Source organism: Pedobacter indicus (genome assembly GCF_003449035.1).
In the GTDB taxonomy this organism is placed as follows: Bacteria; Bacteroidota; Bacteroidia; order Sphingobacteriales; family Sphingobacteriaceae; genus Albibacterium; species Albibacterium indicum.
This window is the reverse complement of record NZ_QRGB01000001.1, coordinates 2,933,885-2,953,638: the sequence shown is the minus strand read 5'-3', so window position 1 is coordinate 2,953,638 and position 19,754 is coordinate 2,933,885. Positions and strand designations below refer to the sequence as shown.

The 19,754-nt window shown below is 40.8% G+C and carries 16 protein-coding genes; 9 read left to right on the top strand and 7 right to left on the bottom strand.

Annotation, left to right across the window (positions count from 1 at the left end):
* The first annotated feature begins 14 nt into the window (after positions 1–14).
* The 5 genes from D3P12_RS12985 (at position 15) to mutS (ending at position 9,560) form a co-directional block, all read left to right on the top strand.
* Positions 15–1,997, top strand: coding sequence for a polysaccharide biosynthesis protein (locus tag D3P12_RS12985; protein WP_118196162.1), 1,983 nt, complete (start codon positions 15–17; stop codon positions 1,995–1,997).
* A gap of 92 nt (positions 1,998–2,089) precedes the next feature.
* Positions 2,090–4,246, top strand: a complete 2,157-nt coding sequence (locus tag D3P12_RS12980) for a cation:proton antiporter (protein ID WP_118196161.1) — start codon at positions 2,090–2,092, stop codon at positions 4,244–4,246.
* Complete coding sequence (icd, locus tag D3P12_RS12975; RefSeq protein ID WP_118196159.1) at positions 4,236–5,498, top strand: NADP-dependent isocitrate dehydrogenase; 1,263 nt, start codon at positions 4,236–4,238, stop codon at positions 5,496–5,498. The genes D3P12_RS12980 and icd overlap by 11 nt, the downstream gene beginning before the upstream one ends.
* A 33-nt stretch (positions 5,499–5,531) precedes the next feature.
* Complete coding sequence (locus tag D3P12_RS12970) at positions 5,532–6,905, top strand: sigma-54-dependent transcriptional regulator (protein ID WP_118196157.1); 1,374 nt, start codon at positions 5,532–5,534, stop codon at positions 6,903–6,905.
* Between the two features lie 45 nt (positions 6,906–6,950).
* Complete coding sequence (gene mutS / locus D3P12_RS12965; protein ID WP_118196155.1) at positions 6,951–9,560, top strand: DNA mismatch repair protein MutS; 2,610 nt, start codon at positions 6,951–6,953, stop codon at positions 9,558–9,560.
* On the opposite strand, the gene D3P12_RS12960 is transcribed toward mutS, so the two are convergent.
* Both D3P12_RS12960 and pncB read right to left on the bottom strand, forming a co-directional pair.
* On the bottom strand, positions 9,557–10,264 hold the full coding sequence (locus D3P12_RS12960) for a class I SAM-dependent methyltransferase (protein WP_118196153.1): 708 nt from the start codon (positions 10,262–10,264) through the stop codon (positions 9,557–9,559). The genes mutS and D3P12_RS12960 overlap by 4 nt on opposite strands.
* The gene (gene pncB, locus D3P12_RS12955; protein WP_118196151.1) at positions 10,265–11,443 is read right to left on the bottom strand and encodes a nicotinate phosphoribosyltransferase; all 1,179 of its coding nucleotides are present in this window, start codon (positions 11,441–11,443) and stop codon (positions 10,265–10,267) included.
* A gap of 88 nt (positions 11,444–11,531) precedes the next feature.
* Here pncB and D3P12_RS12950 point away from each other — a divergent pair, with 88 nt between their 5' ends.
* The gene (locus D3P12_RS12950) at positions 11,532–12,722 is read left to right on the top strand and encodes a BaiN/RdsA family NAD(P)/FAD-dependent oxidoreductase (RefSeq protein WP_118196150.1); all 1,191 of its coding nucleotides are present in this window, start codon (positions 11,532–11,534) and stop codon (positions 12,720–12,722) included.
* Between the two features lie 45 nt (positions 12,723–12,767).
* On the opposite strand, the gene D3P12_RS15390 is transcribed toward D3P12_RS12950, so the two are convergent.
* Genes D3P12_RS15390 through D3P12_RS12930 form a run of 5 tightly spaced genes read right to left on the bottom strand, consistent with a single transcriptional unit; the run spans position 12,768 to position 14,978 of the window.
* A complete protein-coding gene (locus tag D3P12_RS15390; protein WP_157970347.1) occupies positions 12,768–12,941 on the bottom strand; it encodes a hypothetical protein in 174 nt (57 codons plus the stop codon).
* Positions 12,942–12,984: 43 nt separating this feature from the next.
* Positions 12,985–13,413 carry a c-type cytochrome gene (locus D3P12_RS12945; protein ID WP_118196149.1) on the bottom strand — a complete coding sequence of 143 codons (429 nt, stop codon included), beginning with the start codon at positions 13,411–13,413 and terminating at the stop codon, positions 12,985–12,987.
* On the bottom strand, positions 13,403–14,050 hold the full coding sequence (locus D3P12_RS12940; protein ID WP_118196147.1) for an SCO family protein: 648 nt from the start codon (positions 14,048–14,050) through the stop codon (positions 13,403–13,405). The genes D3P12_RS12945 and D3P12_RS12940 overlap by 11 nt, the downstream gene beginning before the upstream one ends.
* Position 14,051: 1 nt before the next feature.
* Complete coding sequence (locus tag D3P12_RS12935) at positions 14,052–14,480, bottom strand: hypothetical protein (RefSeq protein WP_118196145.1); 429 nt, start codon at positions 14,478–14,480, stop codon at positions 14,052–14,054.
* A 30-nt stretch (positions 14,481–14,510) separates the two neighbouring features.
* Entirely contained in the window at positions 14,511–14,978 is a 468-nt protein-coding gene (locus D3P12_RS12930; protein ID WP_118196143.1) for a hotdog fold domain-containing protein, read from the bottom strand.
* Between the two features lie 74 nt (positions 14,979–15,052).
* On the opposite strand from D3P12_RS12930, the gene hemF reads away from it, so the two are divergent.
* The 3 genes from hemF (at position 15,053) to D3P12_RS12915 (ending at position 19,753) form a co-directional block, all read left to right on the top strand.
* Positions 15,053–15,955 carry an oxygen-dependent coproporphyrinogen oxidase gene (hemF, locus tag D3P12_RS12925; protein WP_118196141.1) on the top strand — a complete coding sequence of 301 codons (903 nt, stop codon included), beginning with the start codon at positions 15,053–15,055 and terminating at the stop codon, positions 15,953–15,955.
* 104 nt (positions 15,956–16,059) lie between these two features.
* A complete protein-coding gene (gene gyrA, locus D3P12_RS12920) occupies positions 16,060–18,624 on the top strand; it encodes a DNA gyrase subunit A (protein WP_118196139.1) in 2,565 nt (854 codons plus the stop codon).
* Entirely contained in the window at positions 18,572–19,753 is a 1,182-nt protein-coding gene (locus D3P12_RS12915; protein WP_157970346.1) for a tetratricopeptide repeat protein, read from the top strand. Before gyrA ends, D3P12_RS12915 begins: the two co-directional genes overlap by 53 nt.
* The last annotated feature ends 1 nt before the right edge of the window (position 19,754 follow it).

Below are 19,754 nucleotides of genomic sequence, written 5' to 3'. Positions count from 1 at the left end.
ATAAAAACTCGAACGTGAAAGAATTTCTACTTCAGGGACGAACGCTTCCAAAATGGATGATCTTTGTTGTTGATATGATTATCATTAGCTGGTCATTCACTTTTTCATATTTTATTGTCGAACGGTTTGAGTTTAGCGACATGGTGCGCGGGCATTATCTCGTTTATACTGGTATATTTTGCGCATTAGCGGTACCGACGGTTTACTTTATGCGTCTGCATACAGGACTGCTTCGTTACTCGAACACACAAGATATGTTACGAATTTTCGTAGCTGTCTTAACATTCAGTCTTTTATACGCATTGGTCAATGCGGTATTTATCGAAGGGGTTTTAGAGATTTCTTCGCGCCACCTACTTAGTGTACTCATTATCAATTTCTTTATTACGTCTTCTTTGTTGATCATGCTACGCATTTTTGCCAAAGCTGCTTTTTATGTTCTGATCAGACGTTACGGGAAGCGTGAAACCGTGAGGGTTTTAATCTATGGTTCAGATAAAAATGCAATTCTGGTTAAGCAAGCTCTTGAAAATACATCGGCAGTAAATTATGTGGTAGAGGGTTTTGTGGATGTAGACAGGACGCGGTTGAATTCTTATATGGAGCAGAAGCGGGTTTATCACTTCAAAGACCTTCCGATATTAAAATCCAGAAAGAAAATTGATCAGCTGGTGATTATCAATGAGCGTATGGACGAACGGGATAAAAAGGTGGTGATTGAACGCGCGCTACGACTAGGTATTAAAGTAATAACAGTTCCGCCGGCAGGGACATGGCTGTCTGGTAAATTGGATCGTAAACAAATACAAAACTTGCGTATTGAAGATTTGCTTCAGCGCAAACCAATTAAGATCGATCAGACCCGAGTGAGTAATGACCTGAAAGGGAAGCGTGTGTTGGTTACCGGGGCTGCGGGCTCAATCGGTTCGGAAATTGTGCGTCAGGTTTTACAGTACCATCCTTCTCTTTTGATTTTATGTGACCAGGCGGAATCTCCCTTGCATGAACTTCAATTAGAACTGAATGATCGCTTCCCTGACGCAGAGCTACAGATAGAAATATCGGATGTGCGTGATCAAAAAAGAATGAAGGATCTTTTTGAAGAATTCAGTCCTCAGATGGTCTATCATGCTGCAGCGTATAAGCACGTTCCGATGATGGAAAGCAATCCATTTGAAGCGGTCAAAACCAATGTTTTGGGTACAAAAACATTGGCTGACCTCGCGGTTCGTTATGGTACAGAGAAGTTTGTGATGGTTTCGACTGATAAAGCAGTAAACCCAACAAATATTATGGGCGCGTCGAAGCGCCTTGCTGAGATTTATATTCAGTCGCTCAACGCCGGACAGGATATTGTTGAGACGATTGTAAACCCAGTAATGGAAAATGGTAGTCCAAAAAACGGTGCTAGTGAACGTCGGACCCGGTTTATCACAACACGTTTTGGAAATGTGCTTGGATCCAACGGGTCAGTGATTCCCCGCTTCAGGAGCCAGATAATGAAAGGAGGGCCAATAACAGTAACCCATCCGGAAATTACACGCTACTTTATGACAATTCCCGAGGCTGTGCAGCTTGTACTGGAAGCGGGCACCATGGGCACAGGGGGTGAGATTTTTGTTTTCGATATGGGTAAACCCATTAAGATTCTTGATCTTGCAAAGAAAATGATTCAGCTTTCTGATCTGGAAGAAGGGAAGGATATCGAAATCGTGTTCTCCGGTTTGAGACCAGGTGAAAAGCTATACGAGGAACTTCTCAATATAAAAGAGCTTACTCTGCCTACGCATCATGAAAAAATCAGTATTGCCAAGGTTGTAAGCTATCCTTTTTTGGAAACTAATAAAAATATCATCGAGCTGATATCTGTTAACGAGCGCCATAATAATGAAGCGATTGTCAGGAAGATGAAACTGATTGTACCCGAATTTTTAAGTAAAAATTCACCGTATGAAATGATTGATGGTGAATTAGCAGAAAAACAAGAGACTGCCTAGACCAGACTTAACCGAAATTTTCTATCTTTGAAAACATCAAAAACTGCTGCATTTGCAGGAGTACTTTTAAATTTAACGCATAGAAAAATCTTATGGATAAGGGATTTATAGAACATATAAAACACGCATTTGAAACGCCTTTATCAAACCCGGTTTTAGTATTTGCTCTCATCCTTTTTATCATTTTATTATCCCCAATACTTTTGCGGAAGGTAAAGGTTCCTGCGATCATTGGCTTGATCGTTTCGGGAGTTATTATAGGTCCTCATGCATTGAATATTCTTGAACGGAATATAGCAGTCGACTTATTCTCTACCATCGGTTTGCTGTATATCATGTTTGTGGCTGGTCTTGAACTCGATATGAACGATTTTGGGAAAAATAAATATAAGAGCCTGACCTTTGGGTCTTTTACTTTCTTGGTCCCCATTATCTTCGCATATCCTTTGTTTTATTTTGTTTTTGGCTACGATCCTGCTGCGAGTATCATGATTGCAGTTATGATGGCTACACATACCTTGGTAGCTTTCCCGGTAGTAACAAGTTATGGGATCGCGAAGAATGAAGCTGTCGGGGTAGCCATTGGAGGAACGATTTTAACGGATACAGCTGTGCTGGTAGCCTTGGCGGTGATTGTAGGGTTTTCTGCAGGGGCATTAAATGGTGAATTTTGGTTACAAATGGGTATATCGTTTTCGATCTTCCTCTTCATCATGTTTGTCATTATCCCCCGTGTGGCCAAATGGTTCTTTAAAAAGGTTGAGGCTGAAAAGACATCGCATTACATATTTGTTCTTTCAATAGTTTTTTTCGCCGCTTTTATTGCAGAAGTTTGTGGCCTAGAACCTATTATTGGAGCTTTTATGGCGGGATTGGCGCTGAATCGGTTTATACCGCATTCATCTGCCCTGATGAACCGAATCGACTTTATCGGTAATGCAATTTTTATTCCGTTTTTCCTTATTAGTGTCGGAATGCTTGTCGACGTAAGTGTACTGATCAATGATCCGCGGGCAATCTTGATTGCCTTAGCCCTGATCGCTGTGTCGATATCTGGTAAATGGTCTGCGGCCTTTCTTACTCAAAAGATTTTTAAGTATTCGGTAGCACAACGTCAGCTAATATATGGTTTGAGCGGGGCTCATGCGGCAGCTACGCTGGCGGTGATTATGGTGGGCTTCCAAAATAATATCGTCGGAGAAAATGTCCTGAATGGAGCAATTCTACTGATTTTGGTTTCTTGCGTAATTGCAACTTTTGCAGCTGAATCTGCGTCGAAGAAGGTTGTACTGGAAGGGGATGTTGTTATTGAACCCAATGCAAAAGATGAAGCTGCTGAGGAGCATATTATACTGCCGATTGCAAATCTAAATAATATGCAGGCGCTATTAGATGTTGCGTCGTTGATCCAAAGTAAAAAATCTCCAAATCCGCTAACTGTGCTTTCGGTTGTTCCTAACAATGAGATGGCTGAAGTGAATTTAAAGAAAGCTAGGAAGAATTTGGACTCAATAGCAAAATATGCTTCGGGAAGTGAAACAGAAGTGAATATTATGACGACAATCGATTATAATATTGCAGGAGGTATTAGTCGTGCTTCAAAGGAGGTTCTTGCGACAGGAATTTTGATTGGATGGCCAAGTAAAACGAGTATAGTTGATAAATTAGTAGGGGGTAAGGCTGAAAGTATACTCAATTTAACAGATGTTAGTTTGTTTATGTGTCGGCTAGAAAAGCCGCTCGTAGGGCACAAACGTATTGTGCTGTTTGTGCCGCCGATGGCCGAAGCTGAGAAAGGGTTCCAGTATTGGTTAAATAAGGTTATTTTGCTTACTCAGGAGTTGAGCTTGCCGGTAAACTGTATATGTAATGTCCGAACACAAAATACTATTGAAAAATATATACAGAAGAGAAAAGTTAGTATCAATATGACCTTTGAGAACTCGCTCTTTTATGATAAGATTCAAGAGTTAAATAAGTATTTGGAGCCAGAGGACTTTGCTGTGTTTGTGTTGGCAAGAACTGGAGATGTTTCATACGATCATCATTTTGATTCATTTCCTCGCCGGGTTAGTGATATGTTCCCGTCAAGTAATTTGCTCTTGATTTATCCGAGCCGCAGATACAGAAGTACAATAGATTTGACAGATATCCATCGCGCACCCTATGCACCCGGATTGGAAACCATGGGGAATTTGACACGACGCGTTGGTAATATTTTAAGAAAGGATTCATCTCATGACAGCTAAAATCGTAAAAACAGAACAAGGTTTACGGGTTCCTGACCAACCGGTGATCCCGTTTATAATTGGTGACGGAATTGGGCCAGATATTTGGCGTGCAGCAGTGCGGGTTTTTGATGCCGGCGTGCAAAAAGCTTATCAAGGACAACGAAAAGTGGAATGGAAAGAAATTCTAGCGGGTCAGAAAGCTTTTGATGAAACGGGGGAATGGCTTCCGAAAGAAACGCTGGATGCAATGAAGGAATATATTGTTTCTATTAAAGGGCCATTAACAACGCCGGTAGGGGGTGGTATTCGCTCATTAAATGTTGCCATTCGTCAGGAGTTGGATTTGTATGCCTGCGTTCGGCCGATAGAATGGTTTGAGGGGGTTCCGTCGCCGGTAAAGTATCCAGAAAAGACAGATATGATGTTGTTTCGCGAGAATACGGAGGATATTTATGCGGGTATTGAATTTATGGGTGATTCTCTGGAAGCAAAGAAGGTTAGGGAGTTTCTTACAAAGGAGTTGAAAGTTGGTTATTCGTTTGAGTTTAATCCGTCTATTGGTATCAAGCCTGTATCGGAAGAGGGTTCGAAGAGGCTAATTAAGGCGGCAATTGAATATGCACTTAAAAATAAAAGGAGTACATTGACCCTGGTTCATAAGGGTAATATTATGAAATTTACGGAAGGTGCATTCAAGAACTGGGGGTATGAATTAATAGAGGAGGAATATGCTGATCACGCCTATACTTGGGGGCAGTGGGAGAAAGCAAAAGCTGAGCAGGGTGAAGAGAAAGCAAATGAAGAATTAGAGGAAGCAAAGCAAGCAGGAAAGCTGATTGTGACTGATGTGATTGCAGATAACTTTTTACAGCAGATATTGTTAAATCCACAGAATTATTCAGTAATTGCCACACTTAATTTAAATGGCGACTATATTTCTGATGCTTTGGCAGCAATTGTAGGCGGTATCGGGATAGCACCGGGAGGGAATATAAATTATAAAACCGGATATGCTGTGTTTGAAGCTACGCATGGTACAGCTCCCCGCTTCGCAAACACAAATACCATGAACCCTTCATCGGTAATATTGAGCGGTGTGATGATGTTTGAATACTTGGGGTGGACTGAGGCCGCAGAGTTAATTAAGTCTGCAGTAGCAGCAGCTATCCAGAGTAAAAAGGTGACGGTTGATTTTTATAATCAAATGGACGATGCTGTCTTGTTAAAGACCAGTGAATTTGCTGACGAGATCATTAAGCATATTGGCTAATCAATCCATTTTGGTTGAAAGGAAAAAATATTTATGACGAAAGTACTTTTAGTAGAGGACGACGCAACGTTTTCTGCTATTATCGAAAACTATTTAAAGAAACATCAATATCATGTTGATGTGCAGTTCTCGATTGCGGGAGGGATGGAAGCGGTTAAGAACGATAAATACGATCTGTTGCTTTTGGACTATCGATTAGGCGATGGTAATGGATTTGAACTGTTGGATTATACGCGGGATCAGGGCATGAATATACCTGCAATTGTGATGACGGGTTTTAGCGATGTCCGCACGGCCGTAAGAGCAATGAGGAAAGGTGTTTATGATTATATTACCAAACCCGTTAATCCGGACGAGCTATTGATGATTTTAAAAGGAGCATTGGGGAGTCCAGAAGAAATTAAACCGGCAGCTGTCAAAGAAAGATCAAAATTCAATAAACCTTCGTCGAGTTTCCCTGAATACATCGAAGGCAAGAGCAAGCAGGCTGTAAAATTGCAGGAATATATTAATTTGGTGGCACCTACGGATATGTCCATTCTGATCCGGGGAGAAAGTGGTACAGGAAAAGAGTATGTAGCACGATCAATTCATGAGAAGAGCAAAAGGGCTGATAAGCCTTTTGTTTCTATTGACTGTGGAACTTTATCAAAAGAGTTGGCGGCGAGCGAGTTATTTGGTCATATAAAAGGATCATTTACAGGAGCTCTGGCCGATAAGCGCGGTCAATTTGAAGAGGCTTCTGGCGGGACACTTTTTTTGGATGAGATTGGTAACCTAAGCTATGATGTTCAGGTAAAACTACTTCGAGCATTGCAGGAGCGTGTTATTCAGCCAATAGGCGCTAATAAACAGATCAAAGTTGATGTGCGGGTAATCGCTGCAACGAATGATGATTTGTTGGGAAGCACGGCGGGGGGTGACTTTAGGGAAGATTTGTACCACCGTATCAATGAATTTGAAATCTTGGTTCCGCCATTACGGGAGCGTGGAAACGATCTCCGTTTGTTTACAGACTTCTTTGTGGAAAAGGCCAACGAAGAGTTAGGCCGCAATGTTGAAGAATTGGACGAAGAGGTGTGGTCTGTTTTTTCTGCTTACGACTGGCCCGGCAATTTAAGAGAGTTGAAGAATGTGGTGAAACGTATGGTGTTGTTGACAGCTGATTCAACTGCGAAAGTATCTGCATTGCCAGAGGAGATGGTGCTTTCGATGAAAAATGCAAGCAATGAAGACTCCTACGATATTTCGGGCGACGATCTGAAGTCAAAGAATGAAGCACATGAGCGTCAGTTAATCATTGACGTGCTGCAGAAAGTTAAATATAATAAAAGTAAAGCTGCTCAGCTATTGAATATTGATCGTAAAACTCTCTACAATAAGCTGGATAAGTATCAGATTCTCTAACGGTCACACTGGTTTTTATCTCTACAAAATTTAATTTTTTAAGTATTGGCAAAGAAAGAAAAGAAAGTGACACCTTTAATGCAGCAGTATAACAGCATTAAAGTAAAATACCCAGGTACTTTATTACTATTCCGAGTTGGCGATTTTTACGAGACTTTTGGGGACGATGCGATTAAAGCGGCTGATGTCTTGGGGATTGTGCTTACGAAACGCGGAAATGGAACAGCCTCAGAGGTTGCCTTGGCTGGTTTTCCACATCACTCATTAGAGACCTATTTGCCAAAATTGGTACGCTCAGGCTTACGCGTAGCAATTTGCGATCAGTTAGAGGATCCCAAAAGCACGAAGACAATTGTAAAAAGGGGGGTAACGCAATTGGTTACACCTGGCGTTTCGTATAACGATAACATTGTTCAGCAAAAGTCAAATAATTACCTGGCCTCGCTTTATTTCGAACGCCAATATATCGGCTGTTCTTTTCTAGATATCTCGACGGGTGAGTTTCTGGCGGCTCAAGGAAATGCAGAGTATATCGATAAGCTGTTGCAGAGCTATAAACCGAATGAAATCATCCTGAATAAATCTAGCTTTAAACTCTTCACTGAGCTTTTTGGTACGCAATTTTATACGTATACTCTTGATGAATGGCCTTATACGGGCGACTATGCGAAGGAATTGCTCTTAAAACATTTCGAAGTAAGTACACTCAAAGGCTTCGGTATTGAAAAGCTGGGGCTTGCTGTGGTGGCAGCCGGTGTTGCTTTGCATTATTTGAATGAAACCGAACACCGGAACTTACAACACGTCTCGACAATTTCGCGGATAGAAGAAGGGAATTACATGTGGCTCGACCGCTTTACGATCAGAAACCTGGAATTAGTCGACTCTCATAATGAAAATGCGGTAACACTTTTGAATGTGCTGGATCATACGTCGTCACCAATGGGTGCCAGACTCTTGAAAAAGTGGATTGTGATGCCTTTAAAAGATCAGAAACCGATTATGTCGAGGCTGGATGTTGTCGACTTTCTGTTGAAGAATGAGGAGTTGCAAAACTCGCTTTTAACTGAGATTAAACAAATTGGTGATCTTGAGCGATTGATCAGTAAGATTGGACTGCAGAAAGCGAATCCACGCGAAATAGTTCAGTTAAAACGTTCTTTATATGCGATCCAATCAATTAAGGAGACTATTCACGACGTAGATTCCAAACCCTTGCGGATGATTGCTGATCAGTTAAATTCTTGTAAACTACTATGTGAACAAATTGATACAGAGATACATTCTGAGCCTCCGGTTTCAGTGGCAAAAGGGAATGTGATCGCCGAAGGGGTTAATGAAGAGCTAGATAAGTTAAGAAGTATCGCGTATGGCGGTAAGGACTTTTTACTAGAGATTCAGAAAAGGGAGTCGGAGAGTACCGGTATACCTTCGTTGAAAATTTCGTTTAACAATGTTTTCGGATATTATTTAGAAGTTACGAATGCACATAAAAATAAAGTACCTGATACCTGGCAAAGAAAACAAACGCTCGTAAATGCTGAACGATATATTACGACTGAGCTGAAGGAATACGAAGAACAGATACTGGGTGCGGAAGAAAAAATATTTGCGCTCGAAACTCAAATCTACGCGGATATTCTAAGATCATTAGTAGAATATATTAAGCCGGTTCAACTGAATGCACAGCTAATCGCACAACTAGATGTTTTGCTGAACTTCTCGCTGATAGCAAGAAAAAACCATTATACGAAACCCGAAATAACAAAGGATACGGTAATAGATATTAAGGGTGGCCGTCATCCGGTAATTGAAAAAACATTGCCTCTGGGCGAAGATTATATTACCAATGATGTTTTTTTAGACAACCATACACAGCAGATTATTATTATTACCGGACCTAATATGGCCGGTAAATCAGCGTTATTGAGGCAGACCGGGCTCATCGTGCTAATGGCCCAGATGGGTTGTTTTGTGCCGGCCAAAGATGCGAGACTGGGTTTAACAGATAAGATATTCACGCGGGTGGGTGCGTCTGATAATTTGTCGAGCGGTGAATCTACATTTATGGTTGAGATGAGTGAAACTGCGAGTATTTTAAATAATATCTCATCAAGAAGTCTGATTTTGCTAGATGAGATTGGTAGAGGAACGAGTACGTACGATGGTATTTCTATAGCTTGGGCTATCGCTGAGTACCTTCATCAATATCCGGCGGCGAAAGCGCGAACTTTATTCGCTACGCACTATCACGAATTGAATGAGCTAACGAATAGCTTTAACCGGATCAAAAACTATAATATTGCTGTTAAAGAGATAAATAATAAAGTTATTTTTCTTCGCAAACTGGTTCCAGGGGGAAGTGAACACAGTTTTGGAATCCACGTGGCGAAAATGGCGGGTATGCCAGCAGCTGTAATTCAACGTTCAAACGAAATTCTAAAACGCCTGGAACAGGAACGCACTGGCGGGGAGGATATAAAAAATAGTCTTAAGAAGGTTCAAAAGCAAGCTTACCAATTGCAAATGTTCTCGATTGATGATCCGGTCTTGGTCAAAATCCGAGATGTGCTGAATAATTTAGATGTAAATACATTGACACCAGTCGAAGCACTAATGAAGTTAGACGAAATTCAGCGACTCTTAAAAAATTAAAAAGTTTCTCTGAGTTCCATTCGAACCAGATATTGGTAATGATCATCCTCATCTAGAATTTGCACTACCCAACCCAGTTTATGACCAATTTTGATTAGTTCTTCCTGATCAATATAAAGCCAGCCAAAAGGCTTTCCTTTTTTGCCCTTATATTCGTACTGAAATCTAATTTCACCATAATAATGTTCGGGTTTAGCTAATTCTTCTGATTCGTAATAGTAATTGATATCCGATGTGTCGAATAGTAACTGTCCTCCGGGATTTAAAAGTGTTCGGCAATGATCGAATAGTTTGATAAGTCCATCAATGGTTTCAGCCAGCCCGATACCGTTCATCAAAAAGAGTATTGTATCGAACTTTTCGCCAGCGTATGAAAAGATATCTTGATGAATTACTTTTCTTACACCACGCTGTTTCATGACCTCACAAGCTTTTTCCGAAATTTCCAATGCAGTTACATCCATTTGCTGTTCTTGCAGATAGAGTGCGTGGCTGCCAGCGCCTGCCCCGACATCTAATACCTTGCCGTCACAGAGTGCTAGGGCGATTAATTCTTGATCGGGTAGCTCATTGCTATCCCGGAAAAACAAGTCGACCGGCATGGTTTCCTGATCTTGATCATTGGTGTAAAGTATCAGTTCATCGTTGAAACGGTCGTGATAAAAATCGTCGAGAGCTTCGCCGTAGATATCGGTATAGTTCATCTAATCGTTTATATCTAAAAGTTGTTTTGCAAGTTCTATTGTTTCTGGGTCACCCGTATGCTTGTTTTTCTCGTCGGATAATTTGATGACGGGTGTCCAGTCACCTTCTTCAGGAAGCGCATCAGTCATTTTGATGACGATGTTCATAGGTTTTAATCCGACATCATTTGTCAGGCTTGTTCCTATGCCAAACGAGATCTTGATTTTACCTCGACAATAGTTGGCTATTCGTTCAACTTTTTCATAGTTAAGACCATCTGAAAAAATAATGGTTTTAGTTTTTGGGTCAATACCGTTTTCTTCGTAGTGCCGGATGGTCATATCTGCAAATTGCAACGGATCTCCGCTATCATGACGGACACCATCGAATAACTTCGAGAACTTTTTATCAAATTGAGAGAAGAACACTTTGCTGGTATAGGTGTCTGATAGGGCGATGCCTAAATCGCCACGGTAGACATTTGACCAATTTTCTAGTCCGAGTAAATTAGCCATCTTGAAGCCAAATTTCGCTCCATGAAACATAAACCACTCATGCGCATGTGTGCCGATGGGTTTGGTTTGATATTTCATCGCCAAATGTAAATTACTTGTGCCAGTGAAGACGTCTTTTCCGAATTCAACCAAGGTTTTTGTTGTGAGATCGTGCACTTGATATGAGTGCCTTCTACGGGTGCCGAATTCTGCTAATTTGATGTCGAGTGCCTTGTATTTGTTGATTTTTTCTTGAGCCACTGATATTACCTGTTTATCGTTAATTCTTTCTTGGGCAGTCGCTTGGTAATACAGTTCACAGATCAAGCTCATGATGGGCACCTCCCACATGATGGTCCGATACCAGAGTCCGGAGATTTCAACCGAAAGATTAGAGCCTGTTTGGGATATTTCAACTTCACTCGGGTCATATCGGTAACCTTGAAGGAAATCAAGATAGGTTGGCGCTAAATAAGGGCAGGTTTTCTCGAGGTATTCTTTCTCTGTTTTCAGAAGGGAAAGTCCGGCCATTTGATCAACCGCTTTTTTCAATAGCTGGTCAAACCCGTCTGGAAACGGATGCTCCCCTCGGTTAATAAATTTATATTTGGCTTTTGCCCTTGGGAAAAGCCTCACCACAGCATGTTGCATGGTGAATTTATAAAAGTCATTATCCAATATAGACAGCAAAGGGAAGTTACCCATACGGCATGTGTTTTTAGTAAAATAAAGCTAAAAATATAAATTATGTTTGTGATTATCTATCTTCGCGGGGTTCAACATGCAATAATCCATGATATATGATGCAATTATAGTAGGAGCGGGTGCTTGTGGACTGATGTGTGGGGTGCAGGCGGCAATACAGGGGAAGAGAGTTGTGCTTCTAGAAAAAAATGATAAAGCAGGAGCAAAGATATTAATCTCAGGAGGAGGACGCTGCAACTATACCAACCTGTATGCGAATTTTGATAATTTTATCTCGGCAGATTCTGATTTCTGTAAAGATATACTCGATCAGTGGACTGTCGACGATACTGTTTCCTTTTTTGAGAGCAATGGCATCCGCGGTCAGGAAAAGACATTGGGTCAGCTTTTTCCAGTAAGCAATAAAGCTAAGGACGTCGTAGCTGTTTTTGTCAATCTGCTCCGCGAGTATGGAGGGGAGTTACGGTTAAGTTCGGACGTTAAAGCGGTTCGGAAAAATGGAGATTTATTTGAAGTTACTTACGAAAAAAATGGTCAGGAAATAAAGCTACAATCTCATAAGGTAGTGATGGCGAGTGGAGGCTTACCCATAAAAAAAATGGGTGCGAGCGACTTTTCGTTGAGGGTCGCAAGGAGCTTCGATCTGGATCTCGTGGAAACCGCTCCTGCGTTGGTTCCTCTGACCATCACTGGAAAGGATAAGCCGTGGTTTGCAGATTTAGCAGGTAATACGGTTTTTAGTGAAGTTTCGATCGGGAGTGTCCGATTTAAGGAAAATATTTTATTTACACACTGGGGGCTAAGCGGACCAGCTATTTTACAAATATCGTCTTACTGGCGCCCGGGTCAATCTATCCGTATCAATATGCTTCCTAATGAATCCATGTCAGACTTGATCGCAAAGGAGCGTTCACAAGGCGGAAAGCGTCTTTTGATTCATTTGTTGCAAGATCTTTTTACCAAGAAATTAGCTGAAGCCTTAGGTAAATGCTTGCCCACAGATAGAAAGATTGCTTCTATGAGTAAGGCGGACGCAAAACTGGTAGACTCTACTATACATCGTTTTGAAGTAAAACCAGCAGGGGATAAAGGTTATGATAAAGCGGAAGTTATGCGTGGTGGGGTGGCTACACATGAACTAGATCGCCAATCCTTGGAGGCAAAGAAAGTAGGCGGATTATTTTTTGGAGGTGAGTGTGTCGATGTCACCGGCTGGTTAGGCGGATATAACTTCCAATGGGCATGGGCGGCTGGCTTTGCGATCGCCAAGAGGATTTAATAGAAAATCAATCAAACCTTCTTGATGATTGGAATTTGAATTCTTTTAATAGTAATACATAAAGATAATAATTGCCAAAATCACTACAGCAATAATGATTACCCAGTTCAGGGTGCGGCTGGCTGGTTTGTCATCCTTTTCAGTAACCGCTTCTTCCGACGGTCCAGGGTTCTGTTGATTCTCTGGATAATTCTCTTCTATGTCTTTGTGATCCTTCATAATATGTTTTCTAAATAAAACACCAGAGGATCATAAATGTTTTCTAAGGTCGGTGATCTATTAGATCTTGTTGTACCCGTTCTTTGGTGTAAAAGCCAATATTATTGCCAAAGGAGTTGCCAATGTAATTTATAATATAAGTAATTTCAATGGGAGTAAGATGGGTTTCAGCAGGCATTTTTTCGTCATAAACTTTTCCATTGATCGTGATAGGGCCTTCCATTCCGTATTTTATTATCGCCGCTAGCTTGTTTTTGTTGTTGGCTATATAAGCGGTGTCAGTAAGAGGCGGGATTAACAATGCTAAGCCTTCTCCCTTGGCACCGTGACAGTTTTGGCAATGTTTTTCGTAGGTTGTTTTTCCGTTGATATAATAGCGTGCTTCCTCGATTTGTGAATTGTTTTTACAAGACGAAATCAGGATACCGATAGTCAAACAGGTAAATAGGGCATAGATAGACTTATTTCTCATATTCCTTAAGGAGTATGTCCATATCCTTCATCATTTGCTCTACTTCAGATTCTTCTGTGCCGTTGTAAGCACCGCGTATTTGCCTGTCTTTATCAACAAGTATAAACCACCCCTGATGTTCAAAACCTCCAGGTGCAGCTTCATTTTCCTCTGCAAACACCATGTAAGCCGGTGAGATGCCATAGATTGTCTCACGAGTACCTGAAGCGAATTGCCATTGACTACCATTTACTCCCAATTTTTCGGCGTAACGCTTTAAGACACTAGGCTTGTCATATTTGGTATCAATACTGTGTGATAAAAACATTACATCATCGTTCCCTTTGTATTTTTCGTATACTTTAAGCATATTTCTGTGCATAATGGGGCAGATGCTAGGGCAGGAAGTGAAAAAGAAATCAGCGACATAAATGCCATTTGTAAAAGTTTTATTAGTGATTGAAACACTATCCTGATTCAAGAACTCAAATGCAGGGATCTGATGATAGACCGTATCGGTAATTGTCTGTCCGTTTACTTCTTTTGTTACCGGTTCCCTAGATCCAAGTATCGGAAGCGTTTTGTTGGATTCGGAAGATTGGCAAGCATAAAAAAATACCGAGGCAATAGCTAGTAATAAGACGGAAAATTTCTTCATTTTAAAGTTGGTATTTACTTAGTGTTTGTTTTGCAACGTCGGATACTTCAATAAACTCGTTATTAATATCCTGAATTTTGTCCTTTTCAACTTCCAGATAGGCTTTAATCTGATCGTCAGATTTACCTTCGAAATTTAAATTGAGGTCATGCATCCAGTCGTTCATAGAGTCATGGGTCGTTTCCAGTCGATCGCGAAGCTGGGTCAGCTCTGCAGTATCCAAACGTGGGTTTTGAGTCTTATATTCGTCTATATTTAGCAAAATTGAATCAATTTTCTGAATATCGCGTACAAAGGTACCCATCATCGGCATTACCTCGTCATGGATAGCGATCATTTCATCCTGAATCTTGCGATTGTTGTCAGACGAAGAACTGCAGCCGACAAAGAAAAGAGCGAAGGTCAATGAAAGTAAGAAAATGTTTTTCATGGTCTTGTTTTTGAACAAATATACAAACTATTATTTCCCAAAATCTAAATTGCGGATATAGACTTCATTTCTGACCGTTGCACACAGTAGCCCCTCCTGATCATGCAGGTCGAATTCGAACTCAACGACATGTTTCCCAATTTCATTTAAATCAATTTTAGCTTGTTCTATCTGGGTCGGAATAATTGTAATTGAAAAACCAAGGTTCTTCCGTGCTGGTTTTTTATATTGAATATGTGCGCTTTTTAACCAGATTAACACTTTGTATCCCTCGCGTTGAAGGATCTGGTCAAACAAGATGGCATAGAAAGGGTCTGTTGCTGAGAAAATCGTCCCGCCAAAAATAGAACCATTATAATTTCGATTCAGAAGACTGCGGTGAATCTTTACTTCAACACCTCGGAAGTCTTTGTGGAATTTTTTAACCCAAACCCTTTGAAACAGCAGAGGAGGGTAGAAACGCATGGCCCATTTAAGTATATTTTCTGATACCCGCATATCATTCAAAGATACAGAGAAGTACCCAAAGTAGCTATTTCTTTCTTTTCAAAAATTAATGGATATTTGCCTTTATGGACTTTAAAGAAAAGGTAGCAGAGAGTTATAAGCTGATCCAAGATGAAATTTGTCGTGGACTTGAAGAGGCAGATGGCAGCGCAAAGTTTCAAGAAGAATTATGGGATAGAGAAGGCGGCGGCGGCGGGCGTACACGAATTATACAAGACGGCTCTGTACTGGAAAGAGGTGGTGTTAATTTTTCAGCTGTGCACGGCACACTACCTGAACCCATCAAAAAATCATTTGGAGTACAAGACGATCAGTTTTTTGCAACTGGTGTATCTATTGTTATTCACCCTAAGAGCCCTTGGGTTCCGATTATTCATATGAATATCCGATATTTTGAACTCAATGAACAAACACGCTGGTTTGGCGGAGGGATTGACTTGACCCCACACTATATTAACACAGCAGATGCGCAATTCTTTCATCGTTCTTTAAAAGATGTCTGCGACCGATTTTCGGCTGACTTTTATCCCGAATTTAAAACTTGGGCTGATAACTATTTTTTTATTAAGCATCGAAATGAAACAAGAGGGATAGGTGGTGTGTTTTATGATCGCTTAAATCCTGCGAAAACATCCTTAGATTATGAAGATTTCTTTTCGTTTTCAGAAGAGCTTGGTCGCTCCTTTGTTCCTATCTATAGAGAACTTATTGAAAGAAATAAGAATAGACCCTTCGGCGAAAAAGAAAAACAGTGGCAACTTATGAGGAGGGGGCGCTATGTGGAGTTTAACCTGGTTTATGACGCTGGGACCAAGTTCGGTCTGGAGACAAACGGACGGATCGAATCTATTTTAATGAGTTTGCCACCCTATGCAAACTGGACTTATAACTACAAAGCTGAGCCCGGTAGTGACGAAGAGAAAACACTTCGCTTTTTAAAGAAGGGGGTTGATTGGATTTCTCTATAAAAAGCAGTCTAAAAGGGCTTTTCAATTCGGTAAATATGCTTATTTTTGCTAACTTCGCAACGCTCACTATGTGTGAGTTTATAGTTTAATTGAACTAATTATATATGGCTGACGAAACAGAAAACGAAAACAATTTAATACCAGCTAACGATCGTATAATCCCTATCAATATTGAAGATGAAATGAAATCAGCGTACATTGATTATTCAATGTCGGTGATCGTTTCAAGAGCATTGCCTGATGTGCGCGATGGCATGAAGCCGGTACATCGTCGGGTATTGTATGGTATGTTGGATCTTGGTGTTACCAGTAATAAACCTTATAAGAAATCTGCCCGTATTGTCGGTGACGTTCTGGGTAAATACCACCCACACGGAGACTCTTCTGTATACGGTACGATGGTTAGGATGGCTCAAGACTGGAGCATGCGTTATACCTTGGTTGATGGTCAGGGTAACTTCGGATCGGTTGATGGTGATTCACCCGCGGCCATGCGTTATACGGAAGCCAGATTGCAGAAGATTGCCGAAGAGATGTTGGCCGATATCAACAAGGAAACAGTTGATTTTCAACTGAACTTTGATGATACCCTGCAAGAACCTACAGTATTGCCCACCAGGATACCCAACCTATTGGTAAATGGAGCTTCAGGGATTGCTGTTGGGATGGCGACAAATATGGCGCCTCATAACCTTTCAGAGGTCATTGACGGCACCATCGCATATATTGATAACCGGGATATTGAGATCCCTGAATTAATGCAGCATGTAAAGGGGCCTGATTTTCCAACAGGGGGTATTATCTACGGTTATAAAGGACTTCAGAGTGCGTTTGAGACTGGCCGAGGAAGTATCATTATGCGCGCAAAGGCTGAGATTGAAGTGACTAAAAATGACCGTGAGCAGATTGTTGTCACTGAGATTCCTTACCAAGTCAATAAGTCTACCATGATTGAGCGGACAGCCGAGTTGGTCAATGAAAAGAAAATAGAAGGAATCTCATCCATTCGCGACGAATCTGACAGAGAGGGTTTACGTATCGTATACGACATAAAACGGGATGCTAATGCTTCTGTCGTACTGAATAACCTCTTTAAGTATACAGCTTTACAAAGTTCATTTAGTGTTAATAACATTGCATTGGTACAGGGAAGGCCAATGCTGTTGAACTTAAAAGACCTGATCCACCATTTTGTAGAACACCGTCACGAAGTGGTAATCAGAAGAACCAAGTTTGAACTGGCTGAGGCTGAAAAAAGAGCACATATTTTAGAGGGTCTTTTGATAGCTCTAGATCATATCGAAGAGGTTATTAAGTTGATTCGTGCATCAAACACTCCCGAGGAAGCTCGTACAGGCTTAATGGAGAAATTTGGTTTGTCTGATATCCAAGCCAGAGCTATCCTGGATATGACACTCAGACGCTTAACCGGATTGGAACGTGATAAGATCAAAGAGGAATATGCGGAATTGATGAAGACGATCGAGTATTTGAAATCGGTTTTAGCTGATGAAGGTCTGAGAATGTCAATCATTAAAAATGAGCTAACAGAAGTCAAAGAGAAATACGGCGATGAGCGTCGCTCCCAGATTGTTCACTCTGCGGGTGATATGAGCATGGAGGATTTCATCGATGACGAGGAGATCGTCATTACGATTTCGCACGAAGGTTATGTAAAACGTACTCCACTAAGTGAATACCGACTACAGAACCGGGGTGGAAAAGGAGCTTTAGGTTCGAATACAAAAGAGTCTGATTTTACGGAACATATCATCACCGCAACAGCCCATAACTACCTGTTATTCTTTACTGATGCGGGTCGCTGTTTTTGGTTGCGTGCATTTGAAATACCGGAAGGGTCGCGAGTATCAAGAGGTCGCGCACTGCAAAACATAATCAACATTCCGAAGGAGGAAAAGGTTCAGGCTTATATCAAGGTGAAGAACTTGAAAGATCAAGAGTATCTGGATAATAACTTTATCATCATGTGTACCAAGCGAGGTACAATAAAGAAAACCTCGTTGGAAGCCTATTCTCGTCCACGTGCCAATGGTATCAATGCGATTAATATACACGAGGGTGATCAGCTTATCGAAGCTAATCTGACAAATGGAGAGAGTGAAATATTGATAGCTTTACGTTCGGGACGAGCCATACGTTTTAACGAGTCAACTGTACGTCCGATGGGTAGAACGGCTGCAGGTGTGCGGGGGATTACGTTGGCTGACGATCAGGACGAAGTCATTGGCATGATTAGTGTGAATGATAGTGCATCCACTATTTTAGTGGTTTCGGAAAATGGATACGGAAAAAGAACCGATCTGGAAGATTATCGAATCACAAATAGAGGTGGAAAAGGAGTTAAGACAATTAATATTACCGAAAAAACTGGTAAATTAGTTGCTATTAAGGATGTTACGGATCAGGACGACTTGATGATTATCAATAAATCAAGTATTGTTATTCGTATTTCTGTACAAGAATTGAGGGTGATGGGACGTGCGACACAAGGAGTGAAATTGATCAATCTAAAGAAAGGAGATCAAATTGCTTCTGTCGCTAAAGTAGAGAGCGAGGAAGATGAAGAAATAGATGTGGAAGAAAATACACAGAGTGATGTTGCAGAAACGGGAAATGAAAATGAACCGGATACACCAACAGAAGATTAAAGAAAAAGCATACTGTAAAATGAAAAAAGCTTTCTTATTATTTTTCGTAACGTTCATGATGGGACAGCCTATTGTGTGGGCACAATCGGACGAGAAGGAAGGAAACAACGCCTTTGCTATGTATGCGAAGACAGCAGACTTCAAGCAATTGGAGAATGCCAGAAAGTTCTCCGATAATGCCTACAAGGAACGCCGTGACTCTAGTGCCTATAAGAACAATCTTTTAAGAGCATTGGTATATAGTAGTTTAGCGGTGGCAGACTCAAATCGTAGCTTGAAATATTCAAAGGATCCAATCGACGAAGCAAAGTTTGCTCTGTCGAAGTTGAATGACGAACAGCTTAATTACGAAAATGAGGCGCAAATAACCTATATTCATAGAAAACTGGGGAATGCGCATTTGATTCTCGGACGTCGGGCTTTGAACAATAATAAATATGAAGAAGCCTATAATCATTTGAAACAAGTAGATACCCTTAGCCGGGGAGATATTCAAGTGAATCGTAATCTCGCTGTACTCGCTTCACAGCTCGAAAAAAATGACGAAGCTATTCATTATTACAATGCATATCTAGAGAGTAAAGACAACGCCTCGGCAGAGGATATACTCATTATGGCTGACTTGTATAATAAAACCGGCAACCAAAATGAAAGACTAAATGTTTTGCTCTCGGGTTCCGATTCTTATCCGGATAATAAAGACATTCTTTTTCAGATTATCAATATTTACGCAGGCAATGGTTCCTATGATGCAGTCGTTCCCTTGATAGAACATGCCATTCGTTTAGAGCCTGAAAATGTGGAGTTAAATTATCTTGCAGGTTATGCTTATGAAGTAACTGGTAATCGAAAGCAAGCAGAGCAATATTATAAGACTACTTTAGATCTTGACGATAATAACTATAACGCCAATTTCGAGTTAGGGCTGCTTTACTTGCGAGATTTTGTAAGTGATACGGCAAATATGGAGAAGAAAGATTTGGCCGAAAAACATTTGCTTAAAGCAAACGAAATTGACCCGAACTCTGTTAATGCATTACAGTCTTTGGCTGTGTTGTTTGATAAGTCGGGTGATACTATCCAATATGAACGAGTAAGTAATCAATTAAATCAGAACACATTCAATTAAC

Coding starts and splice junctions, on each gene's coding strand:
- D3P12_RS12980 (WP_118196161.1), top strand. CDS start 2,090: ATGGATAAGGGATTTATAGAACATATAAAACACGCATTTGAAACGCCT.
- D3P12_RS15390 (WP_157970347.1), bottom strand. CDS start 12,941: ATGAAGGATCACAAAGACATAGAAGAGAATTATCCAGAGAATCAACAG.
- hemF (WP_118196141.1), top strand. CDS start 15,053: ATGGACTTTAAAGAAAAGGTAGCAGAGAGTTATAAGCTGATCCAAGAT.
- D3P12_RS12915 (WP_157970346.1), top strand. CDS start 18,572: ATGTTGCAGAAACGGGAAATGAAAATGAACCGGATACACCAACAGAAG.
- pncB (WP_118196151.1), bottom strand. CDS start 11,443: ATGGGTAACTTCCCTTTGCTGTCTATATTGGATAATGACTTTTATAAA.
- D3P12_RS12940 (WP_118196147.1), bottom strand. CDS start 14,050: ATGAAGAAATTTTCCGTCTTATTACTAGCTATTGCCTCGGTATTTTTT.
- D3P12_RS12950 (WP_118196150.1), top strand. CDS start 11,532: ATGATATATGATGCAATTATAGTAGGAGCGGGTGCTTGTGGACTGATG.
- D3P12_RS12945 (WP_118196149.1), bottom strand. CDS start 13,413: ATGAGAAATAAGTCTATCTATGCCCTATTTACCTGTTTGACTATCGGT.
- D3P12_RS12970 (WP_118196157.1), top strand. CDS start 5,532: ATGACGAAAGTACTTTTAGTAGAGGACGACGCAACGTTTTCTGCTATT.
- D3P12_RS12930 (WP_118196143.1), bottom strand. CDS start 14,978: ATGCGGGTATCAGAAAATATACTTAAATGGGCCATGCGTTTCTACCCT.
- D3P12_RS12935 (WP_118196145.1), bottom strand. CDS start 14,480: ATGAAAAACATTTTCTTACTTTCATTGACCTTCGCTCTTTTCTTTGTC.
- D3P12_RS12960 (WP_118196153.1), bottom strand. CDS start 10,264: ATGAACTATACCGATATCTACGGCGAAGCTCTCGACGATTTTTATCAC.
- gyrA (WP_118196139.1), top strand. CDS start 16,060: ATGGCTGACGAAACAGAAAACGAAAACAATTTAATACCAGCTAACGAT.
- icd (WP_118196159.1), top strand. CDS start 4,236: ATGACAGCTAAAATCGTAAAAACAGAACAAGGTTTACGGGTTCCTGAC.